Origin of the sequence: Latilactobacillus fuchuensis (genome assembly GCF_900258455.1) — a bacterium.
Classification (GTDB): Bacteria; Bacillota; Bacilli; order Lactobacillales; family Lactobacillaceae; genus Latilactobacillus; species Latilactobacillus fuchuensis.
On sequence record NZ_LT984417.1, the window covers coordinates 1,374,985 to 1,388,463 of the forward strand.

Consider the following 13,479-nt stretch of genomic DNA (forward strand, 5'->3'; position numbering starts at 1 on the left):
CTTGTCTATTGAAAGTTAGTGGTAACTTCAATATAACATGAAATTCACGTGGCGTTTTTTAGTTAGCGGTGGCTAACTTCATTATAAAATTCACCATTTATTTAATCGGTTATAAAACGAATATCACTACGATTAGTATTGTCACGGGATGGGTATCCGAAGTCTTTTTCTTTTACTTCACTTTCATTACGAAGATTTGGCAAGTTCATGCGGGGGTTGAGGTTGGATTTTATATCGCTTTAGTTCTCCGTATCATTAACACCGTTCTACTGGCAGTGCTTCTAATGATCTATTACAAGCATAATCGGCTCGTTCGCGCTAATCGAAAGAAATTTAATATATTTGATTGATTTTGATCACAAAAAAATAGCCGCCATCTCGCAAGAATCGGGTATTTTATGGTTTGCAAACAGTGAGACGCTATGTTCAAATATAGCGTTCTTTTTTATATATCAGCAATTTTTTTGTTCGTGAACAATGAACCTACGACAACATTTTCTTAACATTCTCAATAAAGCTTTCAAACGAATTCTTTTCTAAATCTTCATTATCATACGTTAAATAGTGATTCCCCAGTAATTCTGCTGGGACTGTGGTACTTTTTAAGACCCGATTATTAATCAAAACCAAGGTTTCATTATTTGAATCTACTTTTAATTCGTCAACATCAACCATCTTAATCGTCATCGTTTTGACAATCGCTTGACCTAAGCCATCTTTTAATTGCTTCAATAACATCGCGTTCAATGCGCCGTCAACGACTGGCGAACCAGCATTTGAGCTTTGCATGATGCCAACCATCGTTGTATTCACCATTTCAATATTTTTAACCATGCGTCATTAATCCTCCACTAGTCAATTTTTAGGGTTACTATTCAAGGCGTGTTATACCATTAAATAGCAATCAGGAAGCGCTTCCTATACCCGCTATCATACACTTTCAAAAATGAATAGCAATCTAAAATCACAAATTAATTATACATATATAATTAAAGACGTAGACAGTCTATCCGCCTTTAATCATTGGTCTATTCTATTTTTAAAACTTGTTAATCTGAACTTCATATTGACAACCTAAATGAATATCAACCCTACCAAATTGCTATTTTTAATAAAAATAAAACTGATTAACAATCATTTAGTTAGCAATTGCAACTGACTGATTCAATTTACGACACAGACCAATTTTTATAAAGTGACTTTTATAACTGATTAGTGCCAGTTATTTTCATATGCTAGATAGTCAACCAAGTATCTTTCTCGAATTGGACTAGTGGGTCAGTAACGTAAAATTAATTGTCACAAAAACAACGACTATTTTGGTTAATATCATTTATTTAGATTAACGTCAAAAAACGCCTTCTACCCACATCGGTAAAAGGCGTTTCGCGTTTAACTTTAAACCAATTCCGCCACTAATGGCCAATTGATAATTTTCCAGAAGTTTTGGACGTAATCTAAGCGTTCGTTCTTGTATTTCAGATAGTAAGCATGTTCCCAAAGATCGAGCGCTAATACTGGCATATTGCCAGTCATGATTGGTGAATCTTGATTAGCGGTCGTCATGATTTGTAATTCATGATTTTGATCTAACACTAACCACACCCAGCCAGAACCGAAAACACCCATCGCGGCCGCTGTAAATTCTTCTTTGAAAATTTTAAACGACCCAAAACGGGCTTCAATCCGTTCTAATAATTCGCCAGTTGGCGCTTGTGGTGCATCCGCCGTTAACAACCGCCAGAACAAGCTATGGTTAGCGTGACCCCCACCGTTATTGCGAACTGGTGCTTGCAACTTCTCGGGCAAATCATCGATATGTTTTAACAAATCGTGCAACGATTTACCCGCCAAATCAGGATGCTTAGCAAGTGCCGCGTTTAGTTTAGTCACATACGCCTTATGGTGCTTGTCATGGTGACGGTGCATTGTTTCAGAGTCGATAAAAGGTTCTAACGCTGTATACTCATATGGTAATTCAGGTAATTTAAATGTCATAGTAAACCCTCCTCTTCTAACTTCATTGTACTAAAATCAGACAAGAAGACGCTAATCAAACGCTCATTAATTGTAAACGCTATCATTAAAGTGCTATACTAATGATAAATCAATAGGAGGTGCACCATTATGAAATCTCGCAAATCATTAATCGTGGTCTTAACACTGTTAGGCGCTATCCTACCCGTCCTTGGCACGACGCTTTTAAAAAATTGGGCGGCACCGCTCTTCATTGGTGGCCTAATTCTAATCATCTGCGCCTTCACTTTGGCGATTAAAAATTTCGCAAAATAAAAAAGGCGTTCAGCATAATTTAATATTATGCTGGACGACTATTTTTTTGACTTCTTTTCGCCAATCTTTTGGCGTGCTTCTGCACGATTCTGGGTAATTGTTTCTCAATTTCAGCTAACATCATGTTGGGCGTTTTGTGTTGGAAATAAATCGTGTAGTCCGCCATATGAAAATATTTGGGCCGTCGTTCGTAATACAACTCTCGTAAGCCATCGTGGCCTAGTGCGTTGACTAGTGGCCGTCGATCATTGCGTGAGACTCGGCGCCAGTGGGCTTCATAGGTGCCATTTAAATAAAAGACGGGAATCCCGCTTTGTTGCAACAAGTAACGGGTTTGCGCATTATCGACAATCCCGCCGCCTGTCGCAATCACGCCGTCTTGTTTAATCAATTGTTGAAGCGCATTAAATTCCATTTCGCGAAAGGCTGATTGACCCTTCAACGCAAAAATATCATTAATGCTCATTTGTTGTTCCTCGATGATGTAACGGTCAAGATCGACCCATTGAGACTTAAAATAATGGGCGACTTTCCGTGCGATGGTCGTTTTACCAGACCCCATAAATCCAATTAAAATCAGCTGCATCTAGTTAATCAACCCCTGTAAATCATTTTCAAAATTTGGATACGAAATGGCGATTGCATCAGTTGCTTCTAATTGTAATGTATCTGGCGTCAGTAAGCTAGCAATTTCTAACATCATCGCGATTCGGTGATCGCCATGACTATTGAGCGGCACTTGACTCGTCTTATGCAGGACTGTTGGACCAGTCACGATAAACCCATCTGGTAATTCCTCAATACTAGCACCGAGCTTTCGCAGTTCAATGACAATTGCCCGAATCCGGTCGGTTTCTTTGACCCGTAATTCGGCCGCATGGCGGACAATCGTTTGACCACTAGCTTGGGTGCCTAATAAAGCGACTAACGGTAATTCATCGATGACATTCGGAATCAATGTCGCTGGCACTTCAATCCCGGTTAAAGCTTGAGTTTCAACTGTTAGGTCAGCGAATGATTCGCTAAATTCTGGTCCCGATAGTTGGGTTTGTTCAATAGTCGCGCCCATTAAAGCTAGGACCGTTAAAAAACCAGTTCGTGTGGGATTGACACCGACTTGTGGCAAGTTGATTCGACTATTAGGCACCAACAGGCCAGCCGTTAACCAAAAGGCCGCCGCCGAAAAATCACCTGGGACGATCACGTCCGTGCCAGTCAATTGTTGGGGACCGGTTAAGGTATGCTGCAATCCTTTAGCCGTCACTTGCCCACCAAATTGGCGTAATAACCGTTCGGTATGATCGCGCGTTTGCGCAATTTCCGTGATGTGGCTGGTACCCGGTGCTTGAATCGCCGCCAACATCAGGGCGCTTTTAACCTGAGCACTCGCCACTGGCAATTGATAATCAAGCGGTTCAAGTTGTTGATTAGCCTGAATTATGATTGGCAAATGAACCGTTTCGTTATCCGCTACTTGCTGGCGCATTTGATTGAGTGGCGCCAATACCCGTTGCATTGGCCGTTGTGATAATGATTGGTCACCAATCAGCGTTAAAGCTTGTGGTTGTCGGACCAGTAGGCCTAATAATAAACGGGTAGCGGTACCGGCGTTGTTCATTTGCAACGTGGTTTGTTGTGGCCGAAAGGTAAAGCCGCCTTGACCAATCACAGTCGTTTGCGTCCCCTTTTGTTCAATCTGAATGCCCAAGTCTTGCAACGCCGTTAACGTACTGCGGGTATCTTCGGCGAGCAATAAATTGGTAATCGTCGTTCGACCGTTTGCGACCGCACCCAAAATCAGCGCGCGGTGAGAAATACTTTTGTCACCGGGCACCTGAATTTGACCATTTAATTGTTGGGGAAACTGATTTAAAACATGGGTCATAGTCGTCCTCCGATTAGCGCTCCAGTAGTTCTTGTCGATAAGCTTTCATGCGACTTTGTATGCGACTGACGGTTTGACCACCAAAGGCTTCTAAAATTACTTCGCATAACGTAATAGCGGTCATCGCTTCGGCCACGACACTGGCAGCGGTCACCGCGACCACGTCCGAACGTTCCGTCGAGGCAGCGGCCTTTTGATGTTGGTTAATCTCAACGGTCGCTAAAGGTTTCATCTGGGTCGGAATGGGTTTCATGACCGCATTAATCACCAACGGCAACCCATTGGTCATCCCACCTTCAAGACCACCTAAATGATTCGACGTGCGCGTGTACCCCGTTGCCGCAGTCCACTCGATGGGGTCTTGCGCTTGATTGCCAGCTAACTGGCCTAATGCAAAGCCATCCCCGAAACTGACGCCTTTAATCGCGTTGATACTGCTGATGCTTTGCGCCAAACGACCGTCTAGTTTTGAACCGGCAGTCGTATAATCACCGAGTCCGGCTGGTAATCCCGTCGCTAATACTTGAACCGTCCCACCGAGCGTATGGCGCGCGGCTTTGGCGGCTTCAATCACAGCGATGGTCGATTGACAATCCGAGTCGTTCAATAACCGTAAGTCGTTATGTTCAATCTTGGCCCGTAATTCGACTAAATCAAGGGCTAACGACTGCGCCGGTTGCGTTGTAAACGAACCAATCCCCGTGACATAACCTAACACCGAAATATCGAGTTGCGCTAACAATTGTTCGCATAATGCGCCAATCGCCACCCGCATCGCTGTTTCACGCGCACTGGAACGTTCTAAGACGTTTCTCAAGTCGGTCTGTTGGTATTTAAGGCCGCCGACTAAGTCAGCGTGACCAGGTCGTGGTGTGGTTACTGCGCGTTTGCGGTCTTGCACCGCATCGCCCGGTTCGGTCGGTGCCATAATCGCACCCCAATTAGCGTGGTCGCGATTTTGAATCACCAAACAAATCGGTGCACCTAACGTAACCAAATGACGTACACCACCCATGATTTCGACTTGGTCGGTTTCAATCTGCATCCGCTGACCGCGACCGTAACCGCCCTGACGTTGGGCCAGGCGTTGATTAATCAAATCGATATCAATGGATAATCCGGCCGGAAAACCTTCGATAATCCCAGTTAATTGCGGGCCGTGTGATTCGCCAGCTGTCATATAACGCATATCATTTTCTCCTAATCTAATCCTAAATAAGCTTGCACATCGGTTTGTGGAACAATCATTTCCCGTGGTTGACCGACTTGCGCCAAATAAATCAGATGTAACCCTTGGCCCTGATTCTTCTTATCATGGCTAATCCGTTCCAACAACCGTGAATCCGTTAAATAGGGAGTCGTTACGGGTAGGCCAACCGATTGTAATAAATTAATTAGTTGATCAGTTAATCCTTGTGGACTTAACCCTTTTTGTTCGAAAATTCGCGTGATGGCGACCAGTCCGATACTGACTGCTTCACCGTGCATCAATTGACCGTTTGCTAAAGCTTCAACGGCGTGCCCAATCGTATGGCCCAGATTTAGAATTCGCCGTTGACCACCTTCATGTTCATCGGCCATCACAATTTGTGCTTTAAACGCAATGCTCTTAGTGATTAACGCTTCAGCGTTCACCAAAATTCCAGTCGCATCTTGGATTTGGTTGACGAGTTGCCAAAAATCGCCACCCGTTAAAGCGGCCATTTTGACAATTTCAGCGTACCCTTCCACCAAATGGCGGGGCGCTAACGTCGCCAGCATCTCTGGATCAATCAACACTAAATCTGGTTGATAAAAAGTCCCGACTAAATTTTTACCAGCAGGTAAATCAATCGCCGTCTTGCCACCAACACTACTGTCAACTTGCGCTAATAAAGACGTTGGGATTTGAATGAAGCGAATCCCGCGCATATAAGTTGAGGCCACGAAGCCGGCTAAATCGCCAACGACACCCCCACCGAGGGCAATCACACCATCACCACGATTAAAACCCGCGGTTAAGAGTTGTTCATACAATAACGCTGTTTGTGCCAACGATTTTGATTTTTCACCCGCGGGGACCGTGATTGGTAAGACCTGAAAGCCAAACGCGGTTAATTGTGTTTGCACTTGGGCTAAATACAACGGACCAACCGTCGTATCGGTCACCAAAGCGATGCGGCATGGTTGCCAAACTGCGGCCACTTCGGTCCCAAACTGGCTTGAGGTCGCCGTTTGGATCTTAACTTGATAGTGTTTAGTCACTAATTGAACATCGATAACTGTCATGGTCAGCCTACCATTCTTGCATTAACGTATGAATCGCTTGAACTTGTTCGCACATCTTCAAATAAGTCGCTGGTTTCAAAGCTTGGGGACCATCCGAAAAAGCGTGTTCGGGATCGTCATGAATTTCGACCATCATCCCACTAGCGCCCGTTGCGACACCCGCGCGGGCCATTGGTGTCACTAAATCCCATTCGCCTGTGGCGTGACTTGGATCAACGATCACTGGGAAATGCGTTAATTTTTGTAACACCGGTACCGCGTTTAAATCGAACGTATTCCGCGTATATTTATTATCGAACGTCCGAATCCCGCGTTCGAGTAACATGATTTGTTGATTACCGTTGGCGGCGATGTATTCGGCCGCGTTTAATAAGTCATCAACGGTGGCTGCTAACCCGCGTTTTAAAGCGACGGGAACGTTGGTTTTACCAACTGCTTTTAATAATGAGAAGTTTTGCATATTCCGGGCACCAATTTGGAAAACATCCGTGTATTTAGCAATCAAATCGACATGTGTTTCGTCCATGACTTCGGTAATCACGTCCATCTGGTTGGCATCAGCCGCCTTGCGCAATGCGATTAGGCCTTCTTCACCCATCCCTTGGAATGAATAAGGTGATGTCCGCGGTTTATAAGCACCCCCACGGAGTAACGTGGCGCCACCGGCTTTAGCGACTTTGGCCATCGCCATAATATGGTCAGCTGATTCGACGGAACAAGGCCCCGCCATCATCGTAAATGTACGACCCCCGATTTCAGTGTGGGGTAGTTTAATAATCGTATCTTCCGGTTGGAACAAACGACTGCTTAATACCGCACTGGGATCATCATTACTAATAGAATCAACATTGGCCTGTTCGTCATCGGTTAACGTGACTGCTTTAGCGCCGATGACAGCGACATGGTGTTTCACTTGATAAACGACTTTCTCGGCCGCTGTTTGGCGGTCACAAAAGGCTTGAATTAAAGGTTGTGGGGCGCTTGTCTTAAATTGAATAATCATAATTAGAATTCCTCCATTAATTGTTGGTACATCTCCGTGGTATTAATTGTTTGGTCCGTCCAGAATTGAAAGCTCAATGCGGCTTGTTCGATGAGCATCCCTAATCCGTTCTGACAAACTAATTGCCGTTGCCGACATTTTTTTAAAAAGGCCGTTGCTTGTGGCGCATAGATTAAATCGACGACAACGGCTTCTTGCTTAATCTGGTCAATCAGTGATGATTCGATTGGTAAACCAGGCGTTAGCGCCATGCCAATATTGGTGGCGTTAACCACACAATCAGCCGTTTTTAAAGCAGTCGCCATCAGCGCAGTTGCTTCATAGGGTACAACTTCAATCGTTAAATCATGATAGCGACCAATCGCTTGTAATTGCGCTTGAACCTGCGCAAAAGTTGCATTTTGCCGTTTAAAAACGGTCACCTGTTGCACGCCTGCTCGACCGGCCGCTTCGATTACCGCTAGCGCAGCACCACCAGCCCCCAGCACAACTAGCTGTTGAACTATCTGGTTAGGATTGGCCCGTTTAAAGGCTTGCCAAAAACCGGCACCGTCAGTCGAAGTTGCGCTTAAATAACCGTTTTGATTTTTAACCGTATTAATGGCGCCAATCAATTGGGCCGTTGAACTTAATTCAGTGATCAACGGTAACAACGCTTGTTTATAGGGCATCGATAAATTAACGCCGGCAATCCCGAGTGTCTGAATCGCTTGGACCACTTCACGAGCATTTGCTTGGGTATCAAAGGCGACATAACGTGCATCAATCTGTTTTTCTGAAAACCATTGGTTCTGAATTTTTGGGGATAAACTATGTCGCGCAGGATGTGCAACTAGTCCATAAAGAGCTGTCTGACCTGATATCATTGCGAATACCTCTACCCACTATCATACTGTAATTTGCTTATTTTTTAAATCCCTTTTTAGAATTCATTAGGGGGCTACACTATTTAACGCCCATTAATCTTTAAATTGCCTATTCCCGATTCTTTCGCTAAAATAAAGACGAGCCTTAATTTAGCTTAAAAAAGATTTTCATGAAAACTATTAAAAAGGATAGGAAGTCATACAGATGACTCTAAATGTTCACGAACCCGTACTTAAAACCGGCACAATCCAAACCGCCGTTTCAATCAGTCCCCAAAATTTGGTGGATTGTCACAGACTCATTCAACAAGTTACCGCTAAACTAAGCGCCATCGATTTCGTTGAATGGCGTTTAGATGCTTGGCAAGTGCCGGCTGATCTACTAACCGCGGCACAACTCATTAATCAAATTGATCGGCCATTGATTCTGACAATTCGTACTAAACATGACGGCGGCCAATTTAACGGTAATCTAGCCACCTATCAAACGCTTTATCAAACGTTAATCAAACAGCATATCGGCCAACTAATTGACCTTGAATGGCACGTTCCACTCGCAACGCGCCAAAGTCTAGGTCAACTCGCACAAACTGCAGGCTACCAGGTGATTTTAAGCCAACACGATTTAGTCGCGACTAAGCCAACAGCGATTTTACAACAAGAATTAGCCGCAATGGCTGTCGAACCGGCGATTGACATCGTCAAGCTAGCGACGACTGCTCAAACTAAAAATGACACGATTCGTCTCTTAGACGTCACGCGCCAATTCACTGAACAAGATCCGCATCCATTAATTACGATGGCGATGTCAGAATTGGGCCAAGCTTCCCGAATTCTTGGTGGCCAGTTTGGCTGTTGTCTAACGTTTGGTTATCTCGAGACACCAAGCGCCCCTGGCCAATTACCGATTGACCAATTAAAAAGTTTACTATAATCACCCAAAAATCCCGGCAAAAGCGCAAACTTTTGTCGGGATTTTTTTGATTTCTAATTTGGTAACTGATCAATCAGCGTTTGTAACTCGGTGAAAAATAAACCCAGATGGTAACCGTCCACTAATCGATGATTGACTTGAATGGTATACGGCAACCTCAAGCGCTGCGCAACCGACTCATATTTACCCCATGTTATTTTAGGAACTGAATCAGCCAAATCCGGAATACGTTCCATGTTAAAACTACTATAATGAAGCCACGGTAAACACGAAAATTGAACCAATTGATCCGGCTGATAGTCACCAAACGCCATCATCGTCGTTTGGTGATTGCTGATCAACTTAGCCTGTTGTGCAAATTGAATCACATCGGTCACATAATCGACAGTCGTTATTTGAAATAATTCACTGCCAGGTTGTAACGTCGTAAAACTGGGCGTTAACTGCGCTAAACAATAAACATCAGCACCCCGAATACGATACCGAAAATTCTCAATGCGATTCAACGCTGTCGTCGATAACTGGATTAACGCATAATAAAAGGAAATATCTTCTCGCTTAACAAACTGATATAAATTAGTCACGTCAATCTGGTTGGTAATTTCATATAATTGTGATTCTTGGTCCGCCGAAAAAAAGGTAAATAATTCTTTTCGAGGCCAATTAGTTTGATCAATCTTCCGTTCGTTAATTAGCATATAAATCCCCACTGATTCCCATTAAAATAAGACCCAACCCTCAACAACGGATTAGGTCCTATCTTCAATTAATTAGTTGCGTTCAACGTTTAAGTCGTTCATCTTCAACATTGTATCAACCGCTTTTTCCATCGTTTCGATTGAAACGAATTCGTAGCGACCGTGCATGTTTTCAGCACCGGCAAAGATGTTAGGTGTTGGAATCCCCATGAATGAAATCTTAGAACCATCTGTCCCACCACGTACGGGTTCGATTAATGGTTTGATATCGATGGCTTCCATAGCATCTTTTGCCAAGTTAACCACGTCCATGTGATCTTTAAGAATTTCAGCCATGTTGTAATATTGATCTTTGATGGTCGCAACCACACGGCCTTCACCGTATTTAGCGTTCATCTTTTCAGCGACTTTAGCAGCCAATGCTTTACGCGTTTCTAAACCATCACGTTCGAAATCACGGATGATATAAGCCATATGCGCTTCATCAACTGTACCGTCTAAACTCAATAGATGGTAGAAGCCTTGACGACCGTCAGTCTTTTCAGGGACTTCATCTTGAGGAAAAGCATTTTGAATATCAACGGCAATTTGCAATGCGTTGATCATGATATCTTTAGCTTCACTAGGATGGACGTTCTTACCTTGGATATCAACTTTCATGCTAGCAGCATTAAAAGTTTCATATTCAAGTTGACCAATTGGGCCGCCATCCATTGTGTAAGCAAAATCAGTGGCAAAGTCTTTAGCATCAAAGTGATCAGCACCAGTGCCGATTTCTTCATCAGGTCCTAAGCCAATCTTGATGTCGCCATGTTTAACTTCTGGATGTTGGATTAAATAATCCATTGCGGTAATGACTTCAGCAACCCCTGATTTATCATCAGAACCCAATAAAGTTGAACCGTCAGTTGTAATTAAAGTTTGGCCTTTATAATTTTTCATGTTAGGGAATTCGCTAGGATCTAATACGAATTTACCAGCGGCGTCCAATTTAATGATTGATTCGCCATCATAATTTTCAACGATTTGAGGATTAACACCCTTGGCATTGAAATCAGCTGTATCAATGTGTGATAAGAAGCCCATCGTTGGGACCTTTTTATCAATATTACTTGGTAATAGCGCTGTGACATAACCATTACTTTCGTTATACTTAACATCGCTTAAACCAATTTCCTTTAAATCGCCCATCAATTTGTGTAGAAAAACCACTTGGGTTTCAGTTGATGGACTAGTTGTTGCGTTTTCGTCGGAACGAGTTTCTGTTTGTACATATTCTAGAAAACGCGGAATCAATTTTTCATATTTAGCCATGGTGTAGCCTCCTAGATATTATTTAACACTAATACTATTCTAACTTATTTCGCATTAAAAATAAATGTAAACGGATCAGTTTTTTGCCAAGATTTAATAATTTCGACCTGCCAGTCGTTTTCTTGAGCCCATTGTTCAAATATTCGGCTCATTTCCGTCTTAACAATGCTTTCAATGTGGTGACCTGGATCTATCACGGACAGACCATCTGCTAACATATCGTGACCTGTATGATAATAAACATCGCCAGTAATGTAGACATCGGCGTGCGCCTGAATTGCGGCGGGATAGAATTTACCACCGTCGCCACCCACGATTGCCACACGCTTAACCACTTTATCAGGTGTATTCGAAATCAGACGTAACCCCGCAACATCAAAGGTTTCGCAGACGAATTGCGCATAATCGCGAACCGTCATCGGCGTTGCAGCTTGCCCAATGCGACCAATTCCGATTGGTTGTTGTTGATTCGCCAACGAAATGAGATCGTAAACCGGTTCCTGATACGGATGGGCTGCCAACATCGCGGCAATCATTTGTGGTGCCTGGCTTTGGGGAAATGTGACTTCCAGCTTAACTTCCGTAACTGCTTCCGCTTGATTCTTTTGGCCGATAAACGGCGTGGCTAACGCATCCGGTGTGAAACGACCAGTCCCGGTTGAACTGAAGCTACAGTCGGTATAATCACCAATGCAACCAGCACCCGCTCGATTTAAGGCTTCACGGACCGTCTTCTCATGGCTAACCGGCACGAACGTGACCAATTTAGCCATTGGGACGTAACTGGTCACGTTAAATGGTTCAACGTCGGTTAATTGTAAAGCTTTCGCTAACCAATCATTCATCCCACCTTGGGTTTTATCCAAGTTGGTATGGGCGGCGTAAACCGTAATATCGTGCCGAATCAAATCCGCGTACATTTGATTTTGGGGAATCGCTAAATCTAAATTCCGCGCCGGCCGGAACATGACCGGATGGTGGGCGAAAATAAAATCAATGTTTTGATCAATCGCTTCTTGCACAACTTCTGGGCGGACGTCTAACGTCACTAAAACCCGTTTAACGACTTTATCCCGGCGACCAATTTGAAAACCGGTTGGATCGTGTTCTTCTTTTAATGCTAGTGGCGCGTATTTTTCAATTGCGCTGATTAAATCAGCAGCGATCATCATTGCCATGTTGCCATCATCTCCTCAATTAATTGCAACTCGTGTTGAACCTCTTGAACTTTAGCGACGGGTGCGCTTTGCGCTTGTTCCAATTGCCCTAACAGATGTTGCCGTTTGGTCCGCATCTGCGTCCATTTCGTGATGAAATCCGTTGGTTGTTTTTGCATTAAAACTGGGCCAAACAATAATTGACTCTCCGTATAACGGACTGGTGTCACGGTTGGTTCAGCCACAATCACCTCATAAATATGATTTTCTTCAGCCACGATGTCCTCATCAATAATTTGATAACCATGGTTCATTAACCATTCGCGAACAGCCGGTTCAGTAATGTTGGCTTGCAGAATTAAACGTTCATGCCCGTTTAAATGCTGTTGGCCACGTTCTAAAATTTCGGTGATTAATAAACCACCCATGCCGGCAATCACGATACAATCAATCCCATCATCAGTTGGCGAAAGGACTTCTAAACCGTCACCCAGCCGGACATCGATGGTGGTTTGCAACCCATAATTTTGAACGTGTTGGTGGGCAATCTCGAAGGGGCCCGTGATGACTTCACCAGCGACTGCGGCTTGAATCCGTTTCTGCTGACTTAAATAAATCGGTAAAAAGGCGTGATCCGACCCGATATCGGCCAACCGACTATTTTCTGGTACAAATTGGGCAACCGTTGCGAGTCGCTTCGATAAATGAATTCCTGACAAAATAAAACCCCAGTTCTGCTTTAATTTATAATACTTTCAGTATACCAAATTTGAGCGACTTTGGCGTGGGCTAGTCAATTCATCGCGCGATTTCACTCATCAATCGACTCCTGATTAAACGTGCTCCTTTGAATAGCCTTCTGCGGTTAATAAAAAATGGCGCTGTCGGTTAAGAGCAACCACGCTTCATCGCGCGACCTCACTCATCAATCTCCGTCTAAATTAAAAATAACATTATCCAAAAACGGGTCTATACTTTCTGGTGTTGGTAGAAATATTCTACCGACACCTTTTTTGTCTTTTCGCAAAAAAATAAACATCTTAACGATGTCTTCGTGTACGA

General features: G+C 43.7%; 14 protein-coding genes. 2 read left to right on the forward strand and 12 right to left on the reverse strand.

The features are described from left to right. Positions 1 to 483 precede the first annotated feature (483 nt). Together LFUMFP_RS06485 and LFUMFP_RS06490 are read right to left on the reverse strand one after the other, a co-directional pair. A complete protein-coding gene (locus LFUMFP_RS06485; RefSeq protein WP_106483282.1) occupies positions 484 to 834 on the reverse strand; it encodes a hypothetical protein in 351 nt (116 codons plus the stop codon). 564 nt (positions 835 to 1,398) lie between these two features. Continuing rightward, positions 1,399 to 1,998 (reverse strand): superoxide dismutase, encoded by a 600-nt coding sequence (locus LFUMFP_RS06490; protein ID WP_106483283.1) that lies wholly within the window; start codon positions 1,996 to 1,998, stop codon positions 1,399 to 1,401. A gap of 129 nt (positions 1,999 to 2,127) precedes the next feature. Here LFUMFP_RS06490 and LFUMFP_RS09830 point away from each other — a divergent pair, with 129 nt between their 5' ends. Next, complete coding sequence (locus LFUMFP_RS09830; protein ID WP_158697732.1) at positions 2,128 to 2,292, forward strand: hypothetical protein; 165 nt, start codon at positions 2,128 to 2,130, stop codon at positions 2,290 to 2,292. A gap of 25 nt (positions 2,293 to 2,317) precedes the next feature. On the opposite strand, the gene LFUMFP_RS06495 is transcribed toward LFUMFP_RS09830, so the two are convergent. The 6 genes from LFUMFP_RS06495 to LFUMFP_RS06520 are packed head-to-tail and all read right to left on the reverse strand — an operon-like array spanning position 2,318 to position 8,314. Further along, entirely contained in the window at positions 2,318 to 2,878 is a 561-nt protein-coding gene (locus LFUMFP_RS06495) for a shikimate kinase (RefSeq protein ID WP_106483284.1), read from the reverse strand. Next, positions 2,879 to 4,177, reverse strand: coding sequence for a 3-phosphoshikimate 1-carboxyvinyltransferase (gene aroA / locus LFUMFP_RS06500; protein ID WP_106483285.1), 1,299 nt, complete (start codon positions 4,175 to 4,177; stop codon positions 2,879 to 2,881). Positions 4,178 to 4,190: 13 nt separating this feature from the next. Beyond that, the gene (aroC, locus tag LFUMFP_RS06505) at positions 4,191 to 5,366 is read right to left on the reverse strand and encodes a chorismate synthase (protein ID WP_106483286.1); all 1,176 of its coding nucleotides are present in this window, start codon (positions 5,364 to 5,366) and stop codon (positions 4,191 to 4,193) included. A gap of 11 nt (positions 5,367 to 5,377) precedes the next feature. Next, positions 5,378 to 6,445 (reverse strand): 3-dehydroquinate synthase, encoded by a 1,068-nt coding sequence (aroB, locus tag LFUMFP_RS06510; protein WP_106483287.1) that lies wholly within the window; start codon positions 6,443 to 6,445, stop codon positions 5,378 to 5,380. A gap of 7 nt (positions 6,446 to 6,452) precedes the next feature. Next, positions 6,453 to 7,448, reverse strand: a complete 996-nt coding sequence (gene aroF / locus LFUMFP_RS06515; protein ID WP_106483288.1) for a 3-deoxy-7-phosphoheptulonate synthase — start codon at positions 7,446 to 7,448, stop codon at positions 6,453 to 6,455. 2 nt (positions 7,449 to 7,450) lie between these two features. Then, positions 7,451 to 8,314 carry a shikimate dehydrogenase family protein gene (locus LFUMFP_RS06520; protein WP_025083298.1) on the reverse strand — a complete coding sequence of 288 codons (864 nt, stop codon included), beginning with the start codon at positions 8,312 to 8,314 and terminating at the stop codon, positions 7,451 to 7,453. A gap of 205 nt (positions 8,315 to 8,519) precedes the next feature. On the opposite strand from LFUMFP_RS06520, the gene aroD reads away from it, so the two are divergent. Next, positions 8,520 to 9,248 carry a type I 3-dehydroquinate dehydratase gene (gene aroD, locus LFUMFP_RS06525; protein WP_035439062.1) on the forward strand — a complete coding sequence of 243 codons (729 nt, stop codon included), beginning with the start codon at positions 8,520 to 8,522 and terminating at the stop codon, positions 9,246 to 9,248. Positions 9,249 to 9,301: 53 nt separating this feature from the next. Here the strand turns inward: aroD and LFUMFP_RS06530 are convergent, their stop codons facing one another. From LFUMFP_RS06530 to LFUMFP_RS06545, 4 genes are all read right to left on the reverse strand, one after another. Next, entirely contained in the window at positions 9,302 to 9,946 is a 645-nt protein-coding gene (locus LFUMFP_RS06530; RefSeq protein ID WP_106483289.1) for a CatA-like O-acetyltransferase, read from the reverse strand. A gap of 72 nt (positions 9,947 to 10,018) precedes the next feature. After that, positions 10,019 to 11,260, reverse strand: coding sequence for a peptidase T (pepT, locus tag LFUMFP_RS06535; RefSeq protein ID WP_025083296.1), 1,242 nt, complete (start codon positions 11,258 to 11,260; stop codon positions 10,019 to 10,021). Between the two features lie 44 nt (positions 11,261 to 11,304). Next, on the reverse strand, positions 11,305 to 12,432 hold the full coding sequence (locus LFUMFP_RS06540; protein ID WP_106483599.1) for a Nif3-like dinuclear metal center hexameric protein: 1,128 nt from the start codon (positions 12,430 to 12,432) through the stop codon (positions 11,305 to 11,307). Beyond that, positions 12,429 to 13,136 (reverse strand): tRNA (adenine(22)-N(1))-methyltransferase, encoded by a 708-nt coding sequence (locus LFUMFP_RS06545; RefSeq protein WP_106483290.1) that lies wholly within the window; start codon positions 13,134 to 13,136, stop codon positions 12,429 to 12,431. The genes LFUMFP_RS06540 and LFUMFP_RS06545 overlap by 4 nt, the downstream gene beginning before the upstream one ends. Between the last annotated feature and the right edge of the window lie 343 nt (positions 13,137 to 13,479).

Coding starts and splice junctions, on each gene's coding strand:
- LFUMFP_RS06485 (WP_106483282.1), bottom strand. CDS start 834: ATGGTTAAAAATATTGAAATGGTGAATACAACGATGGTTGGCATCATG.
- LFUMFP_RS06490 (WP_106483283.1), bottom strand. CDS start 1,998: ATGACATTTAAATTACCTGAATTACCATATGAGTATACAGCGTTAGAA.
- LFUMFP_RS09830 (WP_158697732.1), top strand. CDS start 2,128: ATGAAATCTCGCAAATCATTAATCGTGGTCTTAACACTGTTAGGCGCT.
- LFUMFP_RS06495 (WP_106483284.1), bottom strand. CDS start 2,878: ATGCAGCTGATTTTAATTGGATTTATGGGGTCTGGTAAAACGACCATC.
- aroA (WP_106483285.1), bottom strand. CDS start 4,177: ATGACCCATGTTTTAAATCAGTTTCCCCAACAATTAAATGGTCAAATT.
- aroC (WP_106483286.1), bottom strand. CDS start 5,366: ATGCGTTATATGACAGCTGGCGAATCACACGGCCCGCAATTAACTGGG.
- aroB (WP_106483287.1), bottom strand. CDS start 6,445: ATGACAGTTATCGATGTTCAATTAGTGACTAAACACTATCAAGTTAAG.
- aroF (WP_106483288.1), bottom strand. CDS start 7,448: ATGATTATTCAATTTAAGACAAGCGCCCCACAACCTTTAATTCAAGCC.
- LFUMFP_RS06520 (WP_025083298.1), bottom strand. CDS start 8,314: ATGATATCAGGTCAGACAGCTCTTTATGGACTAGTTGCACATCCTGCG.
- aroD (WP_035439062.1), top strand. CDS start 8,520: ATGACTCTAAATGTTCACGAACCCGTACTTAAAACCGGCACAATCCAA.
- LFUMFP_RS06530 (WP_106483289.1), bottom strand. CDS start 9,946: ATGCTAATTAACGAACGGAAGATTGATCAAACTAATTGGCCTCGAAAA.
- pepT (WP_025083296.1), bottom strand. CDS start 11,260: ATGGCTAAATATGAAAAATTGATTCCGCGTTTTCTAGAATATGTACAA.
- LFUMFP_RS06540 (WP_106483599.1), bottom strand. CDS start 12,432: ATGATGATCGCTGCTGATTTAATCAGCGCAATTGAAAAATACGCGCCA.